Here is a 15,567-nt window from a genome sequence, read left to right on the forward strand (position 1 = left end):
AATTACCTGGACGAGTTTTGTTACAAGCTCAACAGAAGATACTTCGGTCAAAAACTCTTTGACAGACTCATCATTGCTTCGATTTAATCATACTGGCAAGATTGCGGATATACATAAAATTTATAATAAATAAGCTGTTGGATGTTTTTTTTGCAAATTTTCTTGCAATTCGTTTTCAAACCATTGAATTTTACTGGCTCAAATGAATTTCAAAACACAGATAGCGCAAACATTCACTCAACCTTCAAAAAAAGGCCTTGGATTGTTGACTATTGCTTTTTTATCTCCTTTAGTTAGGAGACATAGTTTTTTTATTAGGGCTTGACCCTTATAATATTTTGATTTTCCTGCGCGGAAAATTTTCTCGCCCATTATTTATTTCATTGATTTATTTCTAATCCCCCGAAGAGTTCGGACTTATACATGCATTTATCCATGGATAATATTTCATTTCAAATTATAATTGCCAATCCTTCTCATAAGAAATACTCATCCACAATTACTGATGAGATGGAAAATTCTGCAAAAGCTCGAGGAACAGGAATCGCCAAGCGGACTCCTGAATATGTCGAGACCAAAATGGAGGAAGGTAAGGCAATTATCGCTCTGACACAGGATGGCACTTGGGCGGGATTTTGCTACATCGAAGCTTGGGGGCATGGAAAATATGTCGCCAATTCAGGTTTGATTGTAGCTCCTGAGTTTCGGAAATACGGTTTGGCGAGAAAAATCAAGCGTGAGATATTTAAACTTAGCCGTTTAAAATATCCTGAATCCAAGATTTTTGGATTGACTACCGGAGCGGCTGTAATGAAAATTAATTCGGAATTGGGATATATCCCTGTATCCTATTCTGACTTGACAGATGACGAAGCCTTTTGGAAAGGCTGTCAAAGTTGTGTTAATTATGAAATCCTGATGAGTAAAAGCAGGCAAAACTGTATTTGTACAGCGATGCTTTTTGATCCACAGGCAAAGAAAAACAATACGGAGGACCTGGCATTACGGGATGATTTCAAAAAGGAGATCAATCTGTTTAACCGCTGGGTAAGACTTAAGAAATATGTGATGCTTAAATTGACCAAGTCTAAGGACTCAATTAATAGCTTCTTTTTATAAAATTTCCCTAACTCAAACGGGTAAACCAATTAAAGATGAAAAAGATTGTATTGGCTTATAGTGGAGGCCTTGATACCACATTTTGTGCATTACACCTTTCCAGAGATCTTGGCTATGAGGTTCATGCAGTAATCGTAAATACAGGTGGTTTTTCTGAGGAAGAACTAAAAGCAATCGAAACAAGAGCAAATGGTCTCGGAGTAGCTTCTTTCCACATTTTGGATGTGGTAGAAACCTATTATGAGGAAGTGATCAAATATTTGGTCTTTGGAAATGTCCTGAAAAACCAGACTTATCCCCTATCAGTTTCAGCTGAGCGAATTCTTCAGGCAAAATCTCTGGCAGAATATGCGAAATCTATCGGAGCAAAAGCTGTTGCTCATGGATCGACTGGAGCAGGAAACGATCAGGTTCGATTTGATATGATTTTTCAGACTATTGTGCCAGATATCGAGATTATTACTCCTATCCGGGATTTGAAGCTTTCACGTCAGGAAGAAATCGAGTACTTGAAAAAGCATGGAGTAGCAATGAACTTCGAAAAAGCTGCATATTCTATCAATAAGGGTATTTGGGGAACTTCCGTAGGAGGAAAAGAAACCTTGACATCCTCTGATTATCTTCCTGAAGAAGCTTGGCCAACTCAGGTGACTGAGCATGATCCAAAGGAATTGACTTTGACTTTTGTTCAAGGAGAATTAATAGCCGTCAATGGAAAGAAATTTGAATCTCCTACCGCTGCAATACAGGAAGTTCAGGCGCAAGCTGCTCCTTATGGAATCGGCCGTGATATCCACGTTGGCGATACAATTATCGGAATCAAAGGCCGTGTAGGATTTGAAGCAGCCGCACCCTTGATAATTATAAAAGGTCATCAATTACTTGAGAAGCATACTTTAACTAAATGGCAGCTGTTCTGGAAAAATCAATTGGCTGAATTCTATGGAAATCATCTTCACGAAGGTCATTACCTAGATCCTGTAATGCGAAATTTGGAGGCCTTCCTAGCCGATACCCAGACTTTTGTAAATGGTGATGTCAGAGTGATGCTTCATCCTTATCGATTCACACTTCTTGGAATTACTTCAGAAAATGACCTAATGTCCAATAAATTTGGAAGTTATGGAGAAATGAACAAAGGCTATACTGCTGAAGATGTTAAAGGATTTACACGGATTTTGGGTAACCAAACTTCAATTTTCCATAAAGTAAATAATTCTGATGAAGCAAATTAAAACAGCCATCATCGGAGCAGCTGGATATACAGGAGGAGAATTACTTCGTCTTTTGGTTCATCATCCTGCTTGCGAATTGGTATATGTGCATAGCAATAGTCAGAAAGGTAAAAAAGTATCCGAGGTTCATCCAGACCTTATCGGAGATTGTGAATTGATTTTTACTGACGAGGTTCAAACGGAAGGTATTGAAGCAGTTTTCCTGGGCCTTCCTCACGGAGAAACGAAAGACTTCCTTGAAAAGCATCCGTTCAATTCAGAAACTGTCATTATAGATTTATCAACAGATTTCCGAAATGAATCGAATGGATTTGTTTATGGACTGCCAGAGGTTAATAAATCAAAGATTAGAAAGTCCAAGCGAATAGCAAATCCTGGCTGTTTTGCCACAGCAATTCAATTGGCGCTATTACCTGCAATAGCAAAAGGTTGGGCGAAAAATCAAATCCATATATCAGGAATAACTGGAAGTACTGGAGCCGGAAAAAAGTTAGCTGAAACTTCACATTTTAGCTATAGAACAGGCAATATGTCTGTTTACAATCTGTTTGATCACCAACATCTATCGGAGATTTCACAAACGTTTTCCAAAGTTTATACTGACTTTGATTCGGAACTGCTCTTTGTTCCCTACCGCGGTAATTTCTCAAGAGGAATTTGGATAACTGCTTATTTACCATTTGAGGGTACGATTGAAGAAGCTTTGAGTGGTTATCGAGAATTTTATGTTGGTGCAGCATTTACCCATATTTCCGATCAGGATATTGATTTAAAGCAAGTGATCAATAGCAACAAATGTATCATTCATCTTCAAGTGAAAAAGGGTCAATTGGTGATCTATTCAGCAATAGACAATCTTCTGAAAGGGGCTTCAGGTCAGGCTGTTCAGAATTTTAATCTTGCCTTTGGATTGGATGAAAAAGAAGGATTAAGATTGAAAAGTATCGCATTTTAATTCAGAAAACTGAAGTCAGAAATCAATTCTCGTAAATCGTAATTAGAAATGAAATTATTTGATGTTTATCCACTAATGCCTGTCACAATTACCAAAGCTGCGGGTGCAAAACTTTGGGATGATCAGGGGCAGGAATATTTGGATTTATATGGTGGACATGCAGTGATATCCATCGGACATACTCACCCTCACTTTGTGAAGCGGATCAAAGAGCAGTTGGATCAAATTGCTTTTTATTCAAATTCGGTTCAAATCCCAATTCAAAAGGAATTTGCGGCAAAATTAGCGGAGTTGTCTTGCTTGCACGAATACCAACTTTTCCTTTGCAATTCAGGAGCAGAGGCCAATGAGAATGCTATGAAAATGGCCTCATTTGCCACGAATAAACCTGGTTTTATTTCATATTCAGGCGCATTTCATGGTCGCACTTCAGGAGCAGTTGCCTTAACTGATAATCCGAAAATCATTGCTCCTTGTAATGCTCGAGAAGATTTTCATATTCTTCCTTGGGAGGATTTAAAGGCAACCGAAGAAATCTTAAAGGAAAGGAATATTGCTGGGATTATCATCGAAGGTATTCAAGGTGTGGGAGGAATTCAGGTTCCTTCTTCCGTTTTTTTGCAGGGTATTTCGGCACTAGCAAAAAAGTATGAAGCAAAATTGATTTTAGATGAAGTTCAATCTGGATATGGTCGTACAGGAAGATTCTTTGCACATCAATGGGTAGAAGGAATTATGCCGGACTTGATCAGTATGGCAAAAGGAATGGGAAATGGTTTCCCTATCGGTGGAATTCTAATTTCACCTCAATTCAAGTCTGCCTACGGAATGCTTGGAACCACTTTTGGTGGCAATCATTTGGCCTGTGCTGCTGGACTTGCAGTTTTGGAAGTTTTGGAATCCGAAAAATTGATATCACAGGCTACAGATCTTGGAAGTCGCTTAATGGATGAATTAAAAGAGATTCCAGGTGTGACTGATGTGCGAGGTTTGGGACTGATGATAGGAATAGACTTAGATCGGGAGGCAGGACCCGTACGGACAGAGTTGGTTCAGAAGTATCATATTTTTACCGGAAGTGCAGCTGGAAAGAATACCATTAGACTTCTTCCTCCTTTAAATATCGAGTGGAATCAGTTAAATTCGTTTATAGTCGCATTAAAAGAAATACTTAGCTAATCATTTTCAATTTGAATTAAATGGCAAATATTATTAAGCCAATATCGCATTTTACAAAATTTGAATCTTTTGAAGTTGGAAATCAGTTGATTGATTTGGCATTGAATTACAAATCAAATCCGGCCCTTGATCAATTAAAAGGAAAAGGAAAACGAATTGGATGTGTTTTTCTTAATCCATCACTCAGAACACGTGTCAGTACCCAATTGGCTGCATTAAATTTGGGTTTAGAACCAATTGTCCTCAATATGGATAAGGAAGGTTGGGCACTGGAAATGAATGAAGGGGCTATAATGAACAAGGGAACTGTGGAGCATATCAAAGATGCCGCAGCTGTACTTGGTTCATATTTTGACATTTTGGCGATTCGGGCTTTTCCTTCTTTGACTAATCGGGAGGAAGATATTAATGATTTTGTATTTAATCAGTTTTTGAAATATTCCGGAAAGCCAGTTATTAGTCTTGAGTCTGCAATTCGTCATCCCCTTCAGAGTTTGGCAGATCAGATTACAATGAAAGAGCAAGCAAAAGGAAAAAAGAACCCTAAAATAGTGCTCACCTGGGCGCCTCATATAAAAGCCATTCCGCACGCTGTAGCGAATAGTTTTGCAGAGTGGACTTTGGGAATGAATCATGATTTGACTATAACTCACCCTGAAGGATACGAACTTGATGAGCAATTTACCAGAGGAGCAAAAATTGAGTTTAATCAGAATAAGGCTCTTGAAGATGCAGATTTTGTGTATGTTAAAAACTGGTCTTCTTTTAATGAATATGGAAAGATTCTGCAGACGGATCCGAGCTGGATGCTCACAGAATCTCACTTAAATAATGCGCCTAATGCAAAAGTGATGCATTGCCTGCCTGTGAGAAGAAATGTAGAACTATCCGATGAGATTCTTGACGGGAATCGTTCCTTGGTTCAAGAGCAGGCTAAAAACAGAATTTTTGCAGCTCAGGCGGCAATCAGTTCTTTATTAGACCAATAAACAGTCCAATGATGAAAATCAGTATTATAAAAATTGGAGGAAACGTAATTGATTATCCCGACAAGCTGGAAGAGTTTTTGGTGCTTTTTGCGAAATTCCCAGGCCATAAGATACTTGTACACGGTGGTGGGGTCATGGCATCCAGATTTGGTGAATCATTAGGTGTGATGCCTGAAATGGTTGACGGAAGAAGAATCACTGACAAAGACACATTGGATGTGGTTACCATGGTATATGCTGGTTTGATTAATAAAAACATTGTTGCCAAGCTTCAAGCCTTACATGTAAATGCAATAGGAATGACAGGTGCTGATGGTAATATTATTCGATCCAAAAAGCGTCCAGTGAAAGAAATTGATTATGGTTTTGTAGGTGATATTCAAGAGGTTAATACTACTCTAATTGATCATTTACTTAATGGTGATTTGTTGCCTGTGATCAATGCGATCACCCATGATGGAAAAGGTCAATTACTCAATACCAATGCTGACAGTATTGCTTCAGCATTAGCTACAAGTCTGGCAGTGGATCACCAAGTCAATCTTTATTTTTGCTTTAATAAAAGCGGCGTTTTGATTGATGAAAAAAACGAGAATTCAATTATCCCCTTAATAAATGAGGATATCTACAAAGAGCTGAAGAAGGAAAAGGTGATCCATTCCGGAATGATTCCAAAGTTGGACAATGCATTTGAAGCACTCCGAAAAGGGGTTAATTATGTTTGGATTGGTAAAGCTGAAAATCTGCATCTAGCCGCCAAGGGTAAGCTATCCGGGACCATTATCGAGCAGCAGCGATATGACCTTTATTAATCTGATTAAGTGAAAAATAATCTAATCTTATATCAAGAAGCTGTTGCGCTCCTATCCCAATTAATTGAAACGCCTTCCTTTTCGCGCGAGGAAAAGCATACTTCCGGCATTATTGAGGATTTTTTGATTGAAAGAGCATGTGTAGTAGAACGATCCGGAAATAATGTATGGGCTTTTGCCTCCCCTTTTGATCACAAAAAGCCCACTGTTTGGTTAAATTCACACCATGATACTGTAAAACCAAATTCAGGTTATACGATTGATCCATTTCATCCACTAATTCAAGAAAATAAACTTTTTGGGCTTGGGAGTAACGATGCAGGAGCTTCATTGGTCTGCCTGCTTTCGACCTTTGTTCACTTTGCAGAGCGAGACCTTCCTTTCAACTTGGTCATGATTGCTTCAGCAGAAGAAGAGATTTCCGGAAAAGATGGGATTGCTTCAATTATAAGCCAATTACCTCCTTGTGACCTCGCGATTGTTGGAGAACCTACTGGAATGGCTGTAGCAGTAGCTGAAAAAGGACTACTAGTAATTGATGCCAAGACATTCGGAAAGGCTGGCCATGCAGCAAGAGAGGAAGGGGAAAATGCAATTTATTTGGCATTAGACGATCTTCAAAAAATCAAATCCTTTGAATTTTCGAGAGTCTCGGAGTTTTTGGGTAAATCCAAAGTTTCTGCGACGGTAATACATGCTGGACAGCAACACAATGTCGTTCCTGATGTCTGTGAATTTGTTCTGGATGTTCGAGTAACTGACGCCTACTCGCTTGAAGAAGCGTTCGAAGAGTTGAAAGATCAATTATCAGCAGAACTTAAGCCTAGATCAATGCGGCTCCAATCTTCAAGGCTTCCCAAAGGCCATTTTGGTTGGAAGTTAATTGAAAATCTTAAGCTTAAAACTTATGGAAGCCCGACTTTATCTGATCAGGCATTGATCCCCTACCCATCAATCAAAATAGGCCCCGGAGACTCAGCAAGATCACATACTGCAAATGAATTTATTTATTTGAACGAAATTCAAGAAGGAATTAATGGCTATATCCAACTTCTGGATGCCTATTCTGACTTACTTAATACAAAAATTTGAAATGAAACTTTGGCAAAAGGATACAGGAAGCAAAAAGGAAGTTGAATCATTCACAATCGGTAGAGATCCTGAATTTGATTTGAGCCTTGCCCCATTTGATGTTTTGGGTTCTATGGCTCACGCAGAGATGCTTAGCAAGATTGGCCTATTGACGAAAGAAGAGAACCAAATTCTACAAAAGGGACTTCGGGCTATTTACTACGAAATAGAAAGAGGTGAATTTCAAATTGAAGAAGGTGTTGAAGATGTTCATTCTCAAGTGGAGTTTTTACTTACAGAGCGCTTTGGGGATGTAGGAAAAAAACTTCACAGTGGGAGAAGTCGAAATGATCAAGTTTTGGTGGATTTGAAATTGTACTATCGGGCAGCGATCCGGGAACTGGTCAATGATTCATCTGAATTATTCGATTTACTTTTAAAACTGGCCGAAAAACATAAATCCGATTTAATGCCAGGCTATACACATACCCAGCTTGCTATGCCCTCTTCTTTTGGCCTTTGGTTTGGATCGATTGCAGAAGGATTGAGTGAAGATCTAGGTTTGTTAAAAGCTGCATTCGATCTTTCTAATAAAAATCCTCTAGGATCTGCTGCGGGTTATGGTTCTAGCTTTCCATTAGATCGAACCTTGACTACTCAATTACTTGGTTTTGCAGATCTTCACCACAATGTGATCAACGCACAAAACAGCAGAGGTAAGACTGAGCGTACCCTTGGATTTGCAATGGCTGGTTTAGCAGGAACTTTGAATCGGATGGCTGCTGACATCTGTATTTTCATGAATCAGCATTTTGCTTTTGTTTCTTTTCCGGATGAACTCACCACTGGAAGTAGTATTATGCCGCATAAGAAAAACCCGGATGTATTTGAACTGATTCGTGCAAAAACCAATCAAATTCAGGCTATTCCAAATACTGTAAATCTCCTACTTACCAATACCACAACCGGTTATCACAGAGATTTACAATTACTTAAAGAAGAGATTTTTCCAGGATTAGCCACTTTGAAATCTTGTCTTGAGATGAGCACTTTTATGCTCAAATCTATCCGTATCAAGGAGAACATTCTATTAGACCCTTTCTATAAGCACCTCTTTTCAGTAGAAGTAGTCAATGAGTTGGTATTAAAAGGTATCCCCTTTCGTGACGCCTATAAAAAGGTAGGATTGGATATAGAAAAGGGGGAGTTTGCACCTGACCAGACTAATTTGAATCATACGCACGAAGGAAGTATCGGTAATTTAAATCTCAAGGAGATTCAAGAAAAAATGAATCAGGCGATTCGGCAATTTAGATTTGAAGAAATTGATAAAGCGATTATGAGCCTTCTGAGTTAAGGAAAAATAATTCCTCACAAATATTATAGGGTTATATATTATTCTTTGAATTGATATAATTTCAAAGAATAATTTTTTAAAGGTGATATCATTCATATTTAAATTTTACATTTTGTTCATATTTTTAAAATCCGAAAAAGTAATTTTCCATCTTTTTGAAAAATGATTTTGATTTGAAAGGACTCCTGCTTTTATTTGCAGAGTTCTTTCACTTTTTGTGCTGGGATTTATAAAGAAGAGGCGAGAGACAGGCTCTATGACCCTCTGGCAACCTGGAAAGTCCAAGGTGCCAATTCCTGCCAAGTAAGCTATTCTTATTTGGAACTATAAATTCTTTGCAATATGCACATTGGATTTTCCACTAGATTTCTTTCTTCCAGATTTCTCCCCGATTATAAATTATCGGCTGTTTTTATGCCTTTGATTCAGTCTTAAGACTATTTCAATCTCTAATCCTGTTTTCAATATTCTAAAATCAAATCCCTTTATACCATGTCAACTAACTATCGTTTCGAAACATTACAGCTGCATGCTGGACAGGAACCTGATCCTACAACCAACTCAAGAGCAGTTCCTATTTATCAAACAACTTCCTATGTGTTCAACTCTGCTGAGCACGGCGCAAATCTTTTCGGCTTGAAGGAGTTTGGAAATATCTATACTCGAATTATGAATCCCACTACCGATGTGTTTGAAAAGCGAATTGCAGCTTTGGAAGGTGGAGTTGCGGCAGTTGCTACTAGTTCAGGACAAGCCGCCCAGTTTCTAGCTTTGAATAATATTTTGGAAGCGGGTGATAATTTGGTTTCAACTACATATCTCTATGGAGGTACTTATAATCAATTTAAGGTTGCTTTCAAGAGAATAGGAATTGAGGCTCGCTTTACCAAAGGTCATTCTCCAGAAGCTTTTGAAGCTCTGATTGATGATCGGACTAAAGCCATTTACATTGAAACAATCGGTAACCCTGAATTTAATGTCCCTGACTTTGAGGCAATCGCTGCTGTGGCAAAAAAATATGATATTCCTCTAGTAGTAGATAATACTTTTGGAGCAGGCGGATATTTATTCCAGCCACTTGCTCATGGAGCTAATATTGTAACCAGCTCAGCCACTAAGTGGATTGGAGGTCATGGGACATCTATTGGTGGAATCATAGTTGATGGAGGTAATTTCAACTGGGGGAATGGAAAATTCAAGCAATTTTCAGAGCCTTCGGAAGGATATCATGGTTTGAATTTTTGGGAGGTATTTGGAGAAAATAACCCTCTAGGTCTGCCGAATATTGCTTTTGCTATCAGAGCAAGAGTGGAAGGGCTCCGAGATTTTGGCCCAGCTATAAGTCCCTTTAATTCATTTCAGCTTTTGCAAGGCGTAGAAACTCTCTCGCTTCGTGTCCAAAGAACGGTTGATAATGCACTTTCACTTGCAAAATGGCTTGAATCACATCCCAAAGTTCAAAAAGTAAACTATCCTGGACTGGAATCATCACCTTATCATCAGGTAGCTAAGAAATATTTGAAGAACGGGTTTGGCGGAGTATTGAGTTTTGAAATCAAAGGAGATAAAGAGACTACTTCTTCATTGATCAATAATCTAAAGCTGATATCCCATTTGGCAAATGTAGGAGATGCAAAAACATTGATTATTCAACCATCCGCTACCACCCATCAGCAACTTTCGGATGAGGAGCAATTGGCATCTGGAGTTACTCCAAATTTGTTAAGAATCTCCTGTGGGATAGAGCATATTGAGGATATTAAAGAAGATCTTCAGCAGGCTTTTGATAAACTTTAAGCATATAAATGAACCTCAAAAGTGAATACGCATCTATTTCTATGATTCAAGAGTTGTTTCATTCTAATTCTTCTTTATCACTCGAATCCGGGGAAAGCCTCCCCGAGTTCGAGTTGTTTTACACTACTTATGGCCAATTAAATGAAAGTAAATCCAATGTAGTCTGGGTGATTCATGCATTGACGGGAGATAGTAATGTGACAGATTGGTGGAACGGGCTTATTGGGGAGGATAAATTCTTCGACCCTAGTTCGCATTATATCATTTGTGCGAATTTGATTGGTTCCTGTTATGGTTCAACGAACCCGCTCAGTGTCAATCCTGTTTCCGGAAAACCATACTATTATGATTTCCCACAATTAACTACTCGAGATCAGGCTAATGCCTTGGAGCGTTTGCGAACTCATTTAGGAATTACTCAAATCAATACTTTGATTGGTGGATCACTTGGAGGTCAAGTAGGACTGGAATGGGCTATTATTCTAGGAGGAAAATTATCTAATGCCATAATTCTTGCATCCACAGCAAAGTCATCCCCATGGGTAATTGGATTCAATGAAACACAACGTATGGCAATTGAGTCAGATTGTTCTTGGGGAAATGAAGACGAAAAAGCAGGAAAAAAAGGTTTAGAAACAGCTAGGGCAATAGCAATGCTTAGCTATAGACATCCGGAAGACATTAGTCGAAAACAGCAAGAGACGGATTCAAAGCTTGATAATTTCAAGGCAGCAAGTTATTTGAGGTATCAAGGGCGTAAACTTTCTAATCGCTTTAATGCATTGTCCTACTGGACATTAAGCAAGACAATGGATAGTCATGATTTAAGTAGGAAAAGGGAGAGTTTGGAATCTGCTCTACATGAAATTGAAGCGAATGTATTGACAGTTGGAGTAGACTCTGACTTGCTATTCTTGGCTTCAGAATCTCAATTTATTTCCAAAAATGTAAAACGGGGGACTTATAAGGAAATACATTCCACAGCAGGTCATGATGCTTTTCTGATCGAGTTTGAGCAGCTAGTCTATATCCTAAAGTCATTTTATTTGCAACACTAGGAAGGCTTTATCAAGCTTTCCTAGTATGCTTTTGTCCACTCTACAGTCCTTCCCACCCATGAAAATCCAAGGTATCCTTTAACCTCCAAGATGTTATTGTTCTTCAATTTTAATTCGCAGGAGTAAGTTTTACCTGATTCTGGATCGTAGATTTTTCCATCCTTCCAGATTCCATCACCATATTTCAATCCTTGAAGAATTGTAAGTCCCATTATTGGTCTTTCTCTAAGTTTAGGATCGGAATTTTCACTATCAAGGATAGTTTCCTCACCATTTCCCTCTGGCTCAAGCCAAATAATTTTCCCCATAAATTCAGAACCATTTTTAATGATTTCGATTTTAGCTGATTTCTCGGTATTGAACCAAGTTCCTAAGATCGCTCCTTCACTTTGCGCCTGAACTGAAGGGGAAAGGGTAATGGTAAAAAGAAAGATTACCGAAGTAAGTTAACAAATTTTGATAAAAATTGACTTCATAAAATACTTATTGAACTAGCTTTGGATTTGATTATAATAAGGCCTTAGGCTATAAATTTAATGATTTCGGATATAATATATAAAAATCACCCCCTTAAATTACTTCCGGAAAAAGCAATTTGGGAACCAAATATATCAGCAATTTTCCTTGCCGATTTGCATTTTGGTAAAGCAGCGCATTTCAGAAAATCTGGAATTCCAATACCTGAGCCTATTCATCAGGAGGATTTAAACCAAATTACAAATCTAATTTTAAAGTACCAACCCAATGATTTTTACTTTTTAGGGGATTTATTCCATAGTGATTGGAATGAGCAATGGGAAGTTTTGAATCAGTTTTTAAAGAATTTTACGGAAACAAAATTTCATCTGATCAAGGGAAACCATGATGTACTCTCCCCCATTGCTTACACTAGATCATCTTTTCAGATCCATTTGCAACCGCTCGAATTAGGAAATTTGCTACTTTCGCACGAACCCCTTGAAAGCGTTTCGGTAGATCAATTGAATTTATGCGGACATATTCATCCCGGAATCAGATTAGTTGGGAAGGCTAGGCAATCTGTTCGGATTCCGGTTTTTCATTTGAGTGGAAATCAGCTTACGCTTCCGGCTTTTGGGAATTTTACAGGTTTGGCACTTATCACTCCTAAAGCAGGCGATCAAATCTTTGGGGTGACTGGAAAAAAAATCATTCAAATCCTTTAACAGAATAAGATTGGCAATATCCTTGGGGAAAGTTAATTTTGAATGAAGAAATCAATTATGGCAAATCATCCACGTAAGAAAAAAACGCTGGGGCACTTCAAATTTGGAAGTGTTTTATTCAGTACTACATTATCGCTTTTCATTGTGGGACTCTTCGGAGTGATCTTGATTCAAGCAAAAACACTCACCAGCCTTATTCGGGAAAATATTGAGGTGCAGGTTTTTTTGGATAAAAATTTAGAGGAAAGCGAAATCAAAGCAATCGAGTCTAACCTTGCGGATAGATCATTTGTATTGAGGAAAGCGGATACGCTGGCTTTGCGATTTGTTACAGATGAAGAAGCTGCAGCAACTTTTATAGAGAGTACAGGAGAAGATTTTACCAAGTTTTTAGAAGATAATCCGCTTAGAGATAGTTTTGTGATTTCTATTGCGGAGGAATTCCAAACCGGAGAACAGCTGGAAGCAATCGTAGCAGAGTTGGAGGAAATCCCTGGAATATTTGAGGTCTCTTATATGACTGACCTTGTAGATTCAATCAATAAGAATCTACTCAAAGTAAGTTTAGTGCTCGGGGGTTTTATTTTGATTTTAATTATCACCGTAGTGATGCTGATCAATAATACAATCAGGTTGGCCTTGTTTTCTCAGCGGTTTTTGATTCGATCCATGCAATTGGTTGGAGCCACGAGAGGATTTATCCGTAAACCATTTCTTTCCAGAGCAATTATTTTCGGAATGCTAGCAGGTGGATTTGCTTCACTGATTTTATTCCTTCTAGTGAAATATACCCAATCCTCAATCGAGGGATTTGCAATGCTTCAGAATCAAAACCTTCTTTTTCTATTGTTTGGTGTTCTGATTTTGGTAGGAGGAATTCTCTCGGTACTGAGTACCTTGCGTGCAGTGAATAAATATTTGAACATGTCTTTGGACGAACTCTATTAATAATGAGCAAATCTTCTTTTCCCTTTTCTAGAAAAAATTATAAACTGATGTTAATCGGTATCGCAATGATCATCTTGGGTTTTGTCCTGATTAGTTTAGACGGCCAGCCTCATGGTAATGGCATACTTGGTCTTACAATCGGTCCCATTGTGACTCTGGCAGGATTTATTTTTGAATTCTATGCGATTTTCGCAAAAACTGATTCTAATTAATTATCATGAATTTCAAGGAGAATAGGATATTTTCCTTTTCTGCCAAAATAGATGGAACAAGAGCCATACGCTGAGTTATTTTTAATTGATAAGCCCTTTAAGTGGACTTCTTTTGACGTAGTTCGAAAAGTTAGAAATACGCTAAAAATAAAAAAAGTAGGTCATGCTGGTACTTTGGATCCTTTAGCTACTGGACTTCTCATCGTTTGTGCGGGCAAAATGACCAAACAGATTGATACGTTCATGGGTCAGGAAAAAGAGTACACCGGTACTTTTGAGATTGGAGCTACAACAGATTCATTTGATTTGGAACAACCTGTAATTCAAGTAGCTGATTCTTCTGGGATTTCATTGAGTGATGTGGAAGCTGCTGTGAAAGAACTTACGGGAGATATTTTACAGGTTCCTCCCATGCACTCTGCAATTAAAGTAGATGGCAAACGGGTATATGAATCTGCCAGAAAAGGCATTGATGTAAAAATGGAGCCAAGACCGGTTACTGTCAGTGAGTTTGAAATAACCAGATTTGAAAACCCTACCGTTGAATTTCGAATAGTCTGTTCAAAGGGAACTTATATTCGAAGCCTAGCTCGAGACCTTGGAGATAAACTTGGAGTTGGTGCTTACATGAGTTCGCTTTGTCGAACTCGAATTGGGGGATTCACTTTAGCTCAAAGCAAGAATTTGGATAATCTTATCGAAGAAATCAAATTAAGATCCGATGAAAATCTATGAGGGCTTAGCTGACTTTCCAAAGCTTAAAAATGCAGTGGTTACAAGTGGGACCTTTGATGGAGTTCATCTCGGTCATCAAAAAATCTTACAACGGATTCGGGAAATTGCCAAAAGTATTGATGGAGAAACGGTTTTAATTACTTTTTGGCCCCATCCAAGATTGGTTCTTTTTCCTAATGAACATAATCTAAGACTTCTTAGCACATTTGAGGAAAAGACAAAGCTCCTAAGACAGTTTGGTGTTGATCATCTGGTTTCTATTCCCTTTACGAAGGAGTTTTCTGAATTGAGTTCAGAAGAATTTATTCAAAATGTGTTAGTGGATAAGATCCGATGCAAGAAACTAGTCATTGGATATGATCACAGATTTGGAAAAAATCGTGAAGGAAGCTTTGAATATCTTCAGGCGAATCATGCCAAATTTGGATTTGAATTGGAGGAAATATCCCGTCAGGATGTGGATGATATTGGTGTTTCAAGCACCAAAATAAGAAAAGCACTGGAGGCAGGAGATGTGATTACCGCTATTAATTATTTGGGGAGAGCCTACGAGTTAAATGGTTTGGTAATAAAAGGGCAACAAATTGGTAGATCAATTGGATTTCCTACAGCAAATATCCACATCCCTAATGATTACAAACTAATCCCCAAAGACGGTGTTTATGCTGTAGAGGCAATGGTAAATGAAAAAATTTACAAAGCCATGCTCAATATCGGAAATAGACCAACTGTAGATGGTCATAAAAAAACTGTTGAAGCTCATTTGTTCGATTTTCAAGGTGATTTGTATGATAAACAGATCACTATTTATTTCAAGGCATTCTTAAGAGATGAGCGAAAATTTGAAGGATTGGAAGCCTTGAAAGCTCAGTTAAGTCTGGATCAAGTTAATGCTAAAAAATTGCTTTAAACCCAA

16 protein-coding genes and 1 riboswitch are annotated in these 15,567 nt (G+C 38.2%); of the genes, 15 read left to right on the forward strand and 1 reads right to left on the reverse strand.

The window, feature by feature from the left end:
• The first annotated feature begins 435 nt into the window (after nt 1-435).
• The 10 genes from P8O16_RS07895 to metX all read left to right on the forward strand — a co-directional run bounded on the left by P8O16_RS07895 (nt 436) and on the right by metX (nt 11,572).
• Nucleotides 436-1,119, forward strand: coding sequence for a GNAT family N-acetyltransferase (locus P8O16_RS07895; protein ID WP_300312956.1), 684 nt, complete (start codon nt 436-438; stop codon nt 1,117-1,119).
• 35 nt (nt 1,120-1,154) lie between these two features.
• The gene (locus tag P8O16_RS07900) at nt 1,155-2,354 is read left to right on the forward strand and encodes an argininosuccinate synthase domain-containing protein (RefSeq protein ID WP_300312961.1); all 1,200 of its coding nucleotides are present in this window, start codon (nt 1,155-1,157) and stop codon (nt 2,352-2,354) included.
• Nucleotides 2,341-3,309, forward strand: a complete 969-nt coding sequence (gene argC, locus P8O16_RS07905) for an N-acetyl-gamma-glutamyl-phosphate reductase (RefSeq protein ID WP_300312963.1) — start codon at nt 2,341-2,343, stop codon at nt 3,307-3,309. Before P8O16_RS07900 ends, argC begins: the two co-directional genes overlap by 14 nt.
• A gap of 48 nt (nt 3,310-3,357) precedes the next feature.
• Nucleotides 3,358-4,488: an aminotransferase class III-fold pyridoxal phosphate-dependent enzyme gene (locus P8O16_RS07910; RefSeq protein ID WP_300312966.1), complete on the forward strand. Its 1,131-nt coding sequence runs from the start codon at nt 3,358-3,360 to the stop codon at nt 4,486-4,488.
• Nucleotides 4,489-4,529: 41 nt separating this feature from the next.
• Complete coding sequence (locus P8O16_RS07915; RefSeq protein ID WP_300313122.1) at nt 4,530-5,477, forward strand: acetylornithine carbamoyltransferase; 948 nt, start codon at nt 4,530-4,532, stop codon at nt 5,475-5,477.
• An 11-nt stretch (nt 5,478-5,488) separates the two neighbouring features.
• Nucleotides 5,489-6,289, forward strand: a complete 801-nt coding sequence (gene argB / locus P8O16_RS07920) for an acetylglutamate kinase (RefSeq protein WP_300312969.1) — start codon at nt 5,489-5,491, stop codon at nt 6,287-6,289.
• Between the two features lie 9 nt (nt 6,290-6,298).
• A complete protein-coding gene (locus P8O16_RS07925) occupies nt 6,299-7,381 on the forward strand; it encodes a M20 family metallo-hydrolase (protein ID WP_300312972.1) in 1,083 nt (360 codons plus the stop codon).
• A 1-nt stretch (nt 7,382) separates the two neighbouring features.
• Nucleotides 7,383-8,717: an argininosuccinate lyase gene (argH, locus tag P8O16_RS07930; protein ID WP_300312975.1), complete on the forward strand. Its 1,335-nt coding sequence runs from the start codon at nt 7,383-7,385 to the stop codon at nt 8,715-8,717.
• Nucleotides 8,718-8,941: 224 nt separating this feature from the next.
• A riboswitch (SAM riboswitch) is annotated at nt 8,942-9,050 on the forward strand.
• 159 nt (nt 9,051-9,209) lie between these two features.
• Nucleotides 9,210-10,514: an O-acetylhomoserine aminocarboxypropyltransferase/cysteine synthase family protein gene (locus P8O16_RS07935; protein ID WP_300312977.1), complete on the forward strand. Its 1,305-nt coding sequence runs from the start codon at nt 9,210-9,212 to the stop codon at nt 10,512-10,514.
• An 8-nt stretch (nt 10,515-10,522) separates the two neighbouring features.
• On the forward strand, nt 10,523-11,572 hold the full coding sequence (gene metX, locus P8O16_RS07940; protein WP_300312980.1) for a homoserine O-acetyltransferase: 1,050 nt from the start codon (nt 10,523-10,525) through the stop codon (nt 11,570-11,572).
• A gap of 20 nt (nt 11,573-11,592) precedes the next feature.
• Here metX and P8O16_RS07945 read toward each other — a convergent pair whose 3' ends face one another.
• Nucleotides 11,593-12,006 (reverse strand): DUF2147 domain-containing protein, encoded by a 414-nt coding sequence (locus P8O16_RS07945; protein ID WP_367182805.1) that lies wholly within the window; start codon nt 12,004-12,006, stop codon nt 11,593-11,595.
• A gap of 102 nt (nt 12,007-12,108) precedes the next feature.
• Between P8O16_RS07945 and pdeM the strand changes: the two genes are divergently transcribed.
• From pdeM to P8O16_RS07970, 5 genes are read left to right on the forward strand one after another with little or no spacing between them, the layout of a single operon-like run.
• Nucleotides 12,109-12,756: a ligase-associated DNA damage response endonuclease PdeM gene (gene pdeM / locus P8O16_RS07950; RefSeq protein WP_300312983.1), complete on the forward strand. Its 648-nt coding sequence runs from the start codon at nt 12,109-12,111 to the stop codon at nt 12,754-12,756.
• Nucleotides 12,757-12,813: 57 nt separating this feature from the next.
• Nucleotides 12,814-13,704, forward strand: a complete 891-nt coding sequence (locus P8O16_RS07955; RefSeq protein ID WP_300313129.1) for a permease-like cell division protein FtsX — start codon at nt 12,814-12,816, stop codon at nt 13,702-13,704.
• Between the two features lie 2 nt (nt 13,705-13,706).
• Nucleotides 13,707-13,916, forward strand: coding sequence for a DUF3098 domain-containing protein (locus P8O16_RS07960; RefSeq protein WP_300312985.1), 210 nt, complete (start codon nt 13,707-13,709; stop codon nt 13,914-13,916).
• 51 nt (nt 13,917-13,967) lie between these two features.
• The gene (gene truB, locus P8O16_RS07965; protein WP_300312987.1) at nt 13,968-14,651 is read left to right on the forward strand and encodes a tRNA pseudouridine(55) synthase TruB; all 684 of its coding nucleotides are present in this window, start codon (nt 13,968-13,970) and stop codon (nt 14,649-14,651) included.
• Nucleotides 14,638-15,561, forward strand: a complete 924-nt coding sequence (locus P8O16_RS07970) for a bifunctional riboflavin kinase/FAD synthetase (RefSeq protein WP_300312990.1) — start codon at nt 14,638-14,640, stop codon at nt 15,559-15,561. The genes truB and P8O16_RS07970 overlap by 14 nt, the downstream gene beginning before the upstream one ends.
• Nucleotides 15,562-15,567: the final 6 nt, after the last annotated feature.

Origin of the sequence: Algoriphagus sp., assembly GCF_029254265.1 — a bacterium.
Classification (GTDB): Bacteria; Bacteroidota; Bacteroidia; order Cytophagales; family Cyclobacteriaceae; genus Algoriphagus.

Coding starts and splice junctions, on each gene's coding strand:
- pdeM (WP_300312983.1), top strand. CDS start 12,109: ATGATTTCGGATATAATATATAAAAATCACCCCCTTAAATTACTTCCG.
- argC (WP_300312963.1), top strand. CDS start 2,341: ATGAAGCAAATTAAAACAGCCATCATCGGAGCAGCTGGATATACAGGA.
- metX (WP_300312980.1), top strand. CDS start 10,523: ATGAACCTCAAAAGTGAATACGCATCTATTTCTATGATTCAAGAGTTG.
- P8O16_RS07910 (WP_300312966.1), top strand. CDS start 3,358: ATGAAATTATTTGATGTTTATCCACTAATGCCTGTCACAATTACCAAA.
- argB (WP_300312969.1), top strand. CDS start 5,489: ATGAAAATCAGTATTATAAAAATTGGAGGAAACGTAATTGATTATCCC.
- P8O16_RS07970 (WP_300312990.1), top strand. CDS start 14,638: ATGAAAATCTATGAGGGCTTAGCTGACTTTCCAAAGCTTAAAAATGCA.
- P8O16_RS07900 (WP_300312961.1), top strand. CDS start 1,155: ATGAAAAAGATTGTATTGGCTTATAGTGGAGGCCTTGATACCACATTT.
- P8O16_RS07955 (WP_300313129.1), top strand. CDS start 12,814: ATGGCAAATCATCCACGTAAGAAAAAAACGCTGGGGCACTTCAAATTT.
- P8O16_RS07935 (WP_300312977.1), top strand. CDS start 9,210: ATGTCAACTAACTATCGTTTCGAAACATTACAGCTGCATGCTGGACAG.
- P8O16_RS07960 (WP_300312985.1), top strand. CDS start 13,707: ATGAGCAAATCTTCTTTTCCCTTTTCTAGAAAAAATTATAAACTGATG.
- P8O16_RS07895 (WP_300312956.1), top strand. CDS start 436: ATGGATAATATTTCATTTCAAATTATAATTGCCAATCCTTCTCATAAG.
- truB (WP_300312987.1), top strand. CDS start 13,968: ATGGAACAAGAGCCATACGCTGAGTTATTTTTAATTGATAAGCCCTTT.
- argH (WP_300312975.1), top strand. CDS start 7,383: ATGAAACTTTGGCAAAAGGATACAGGAAGCAAAAAGGAAGTTGAATCA.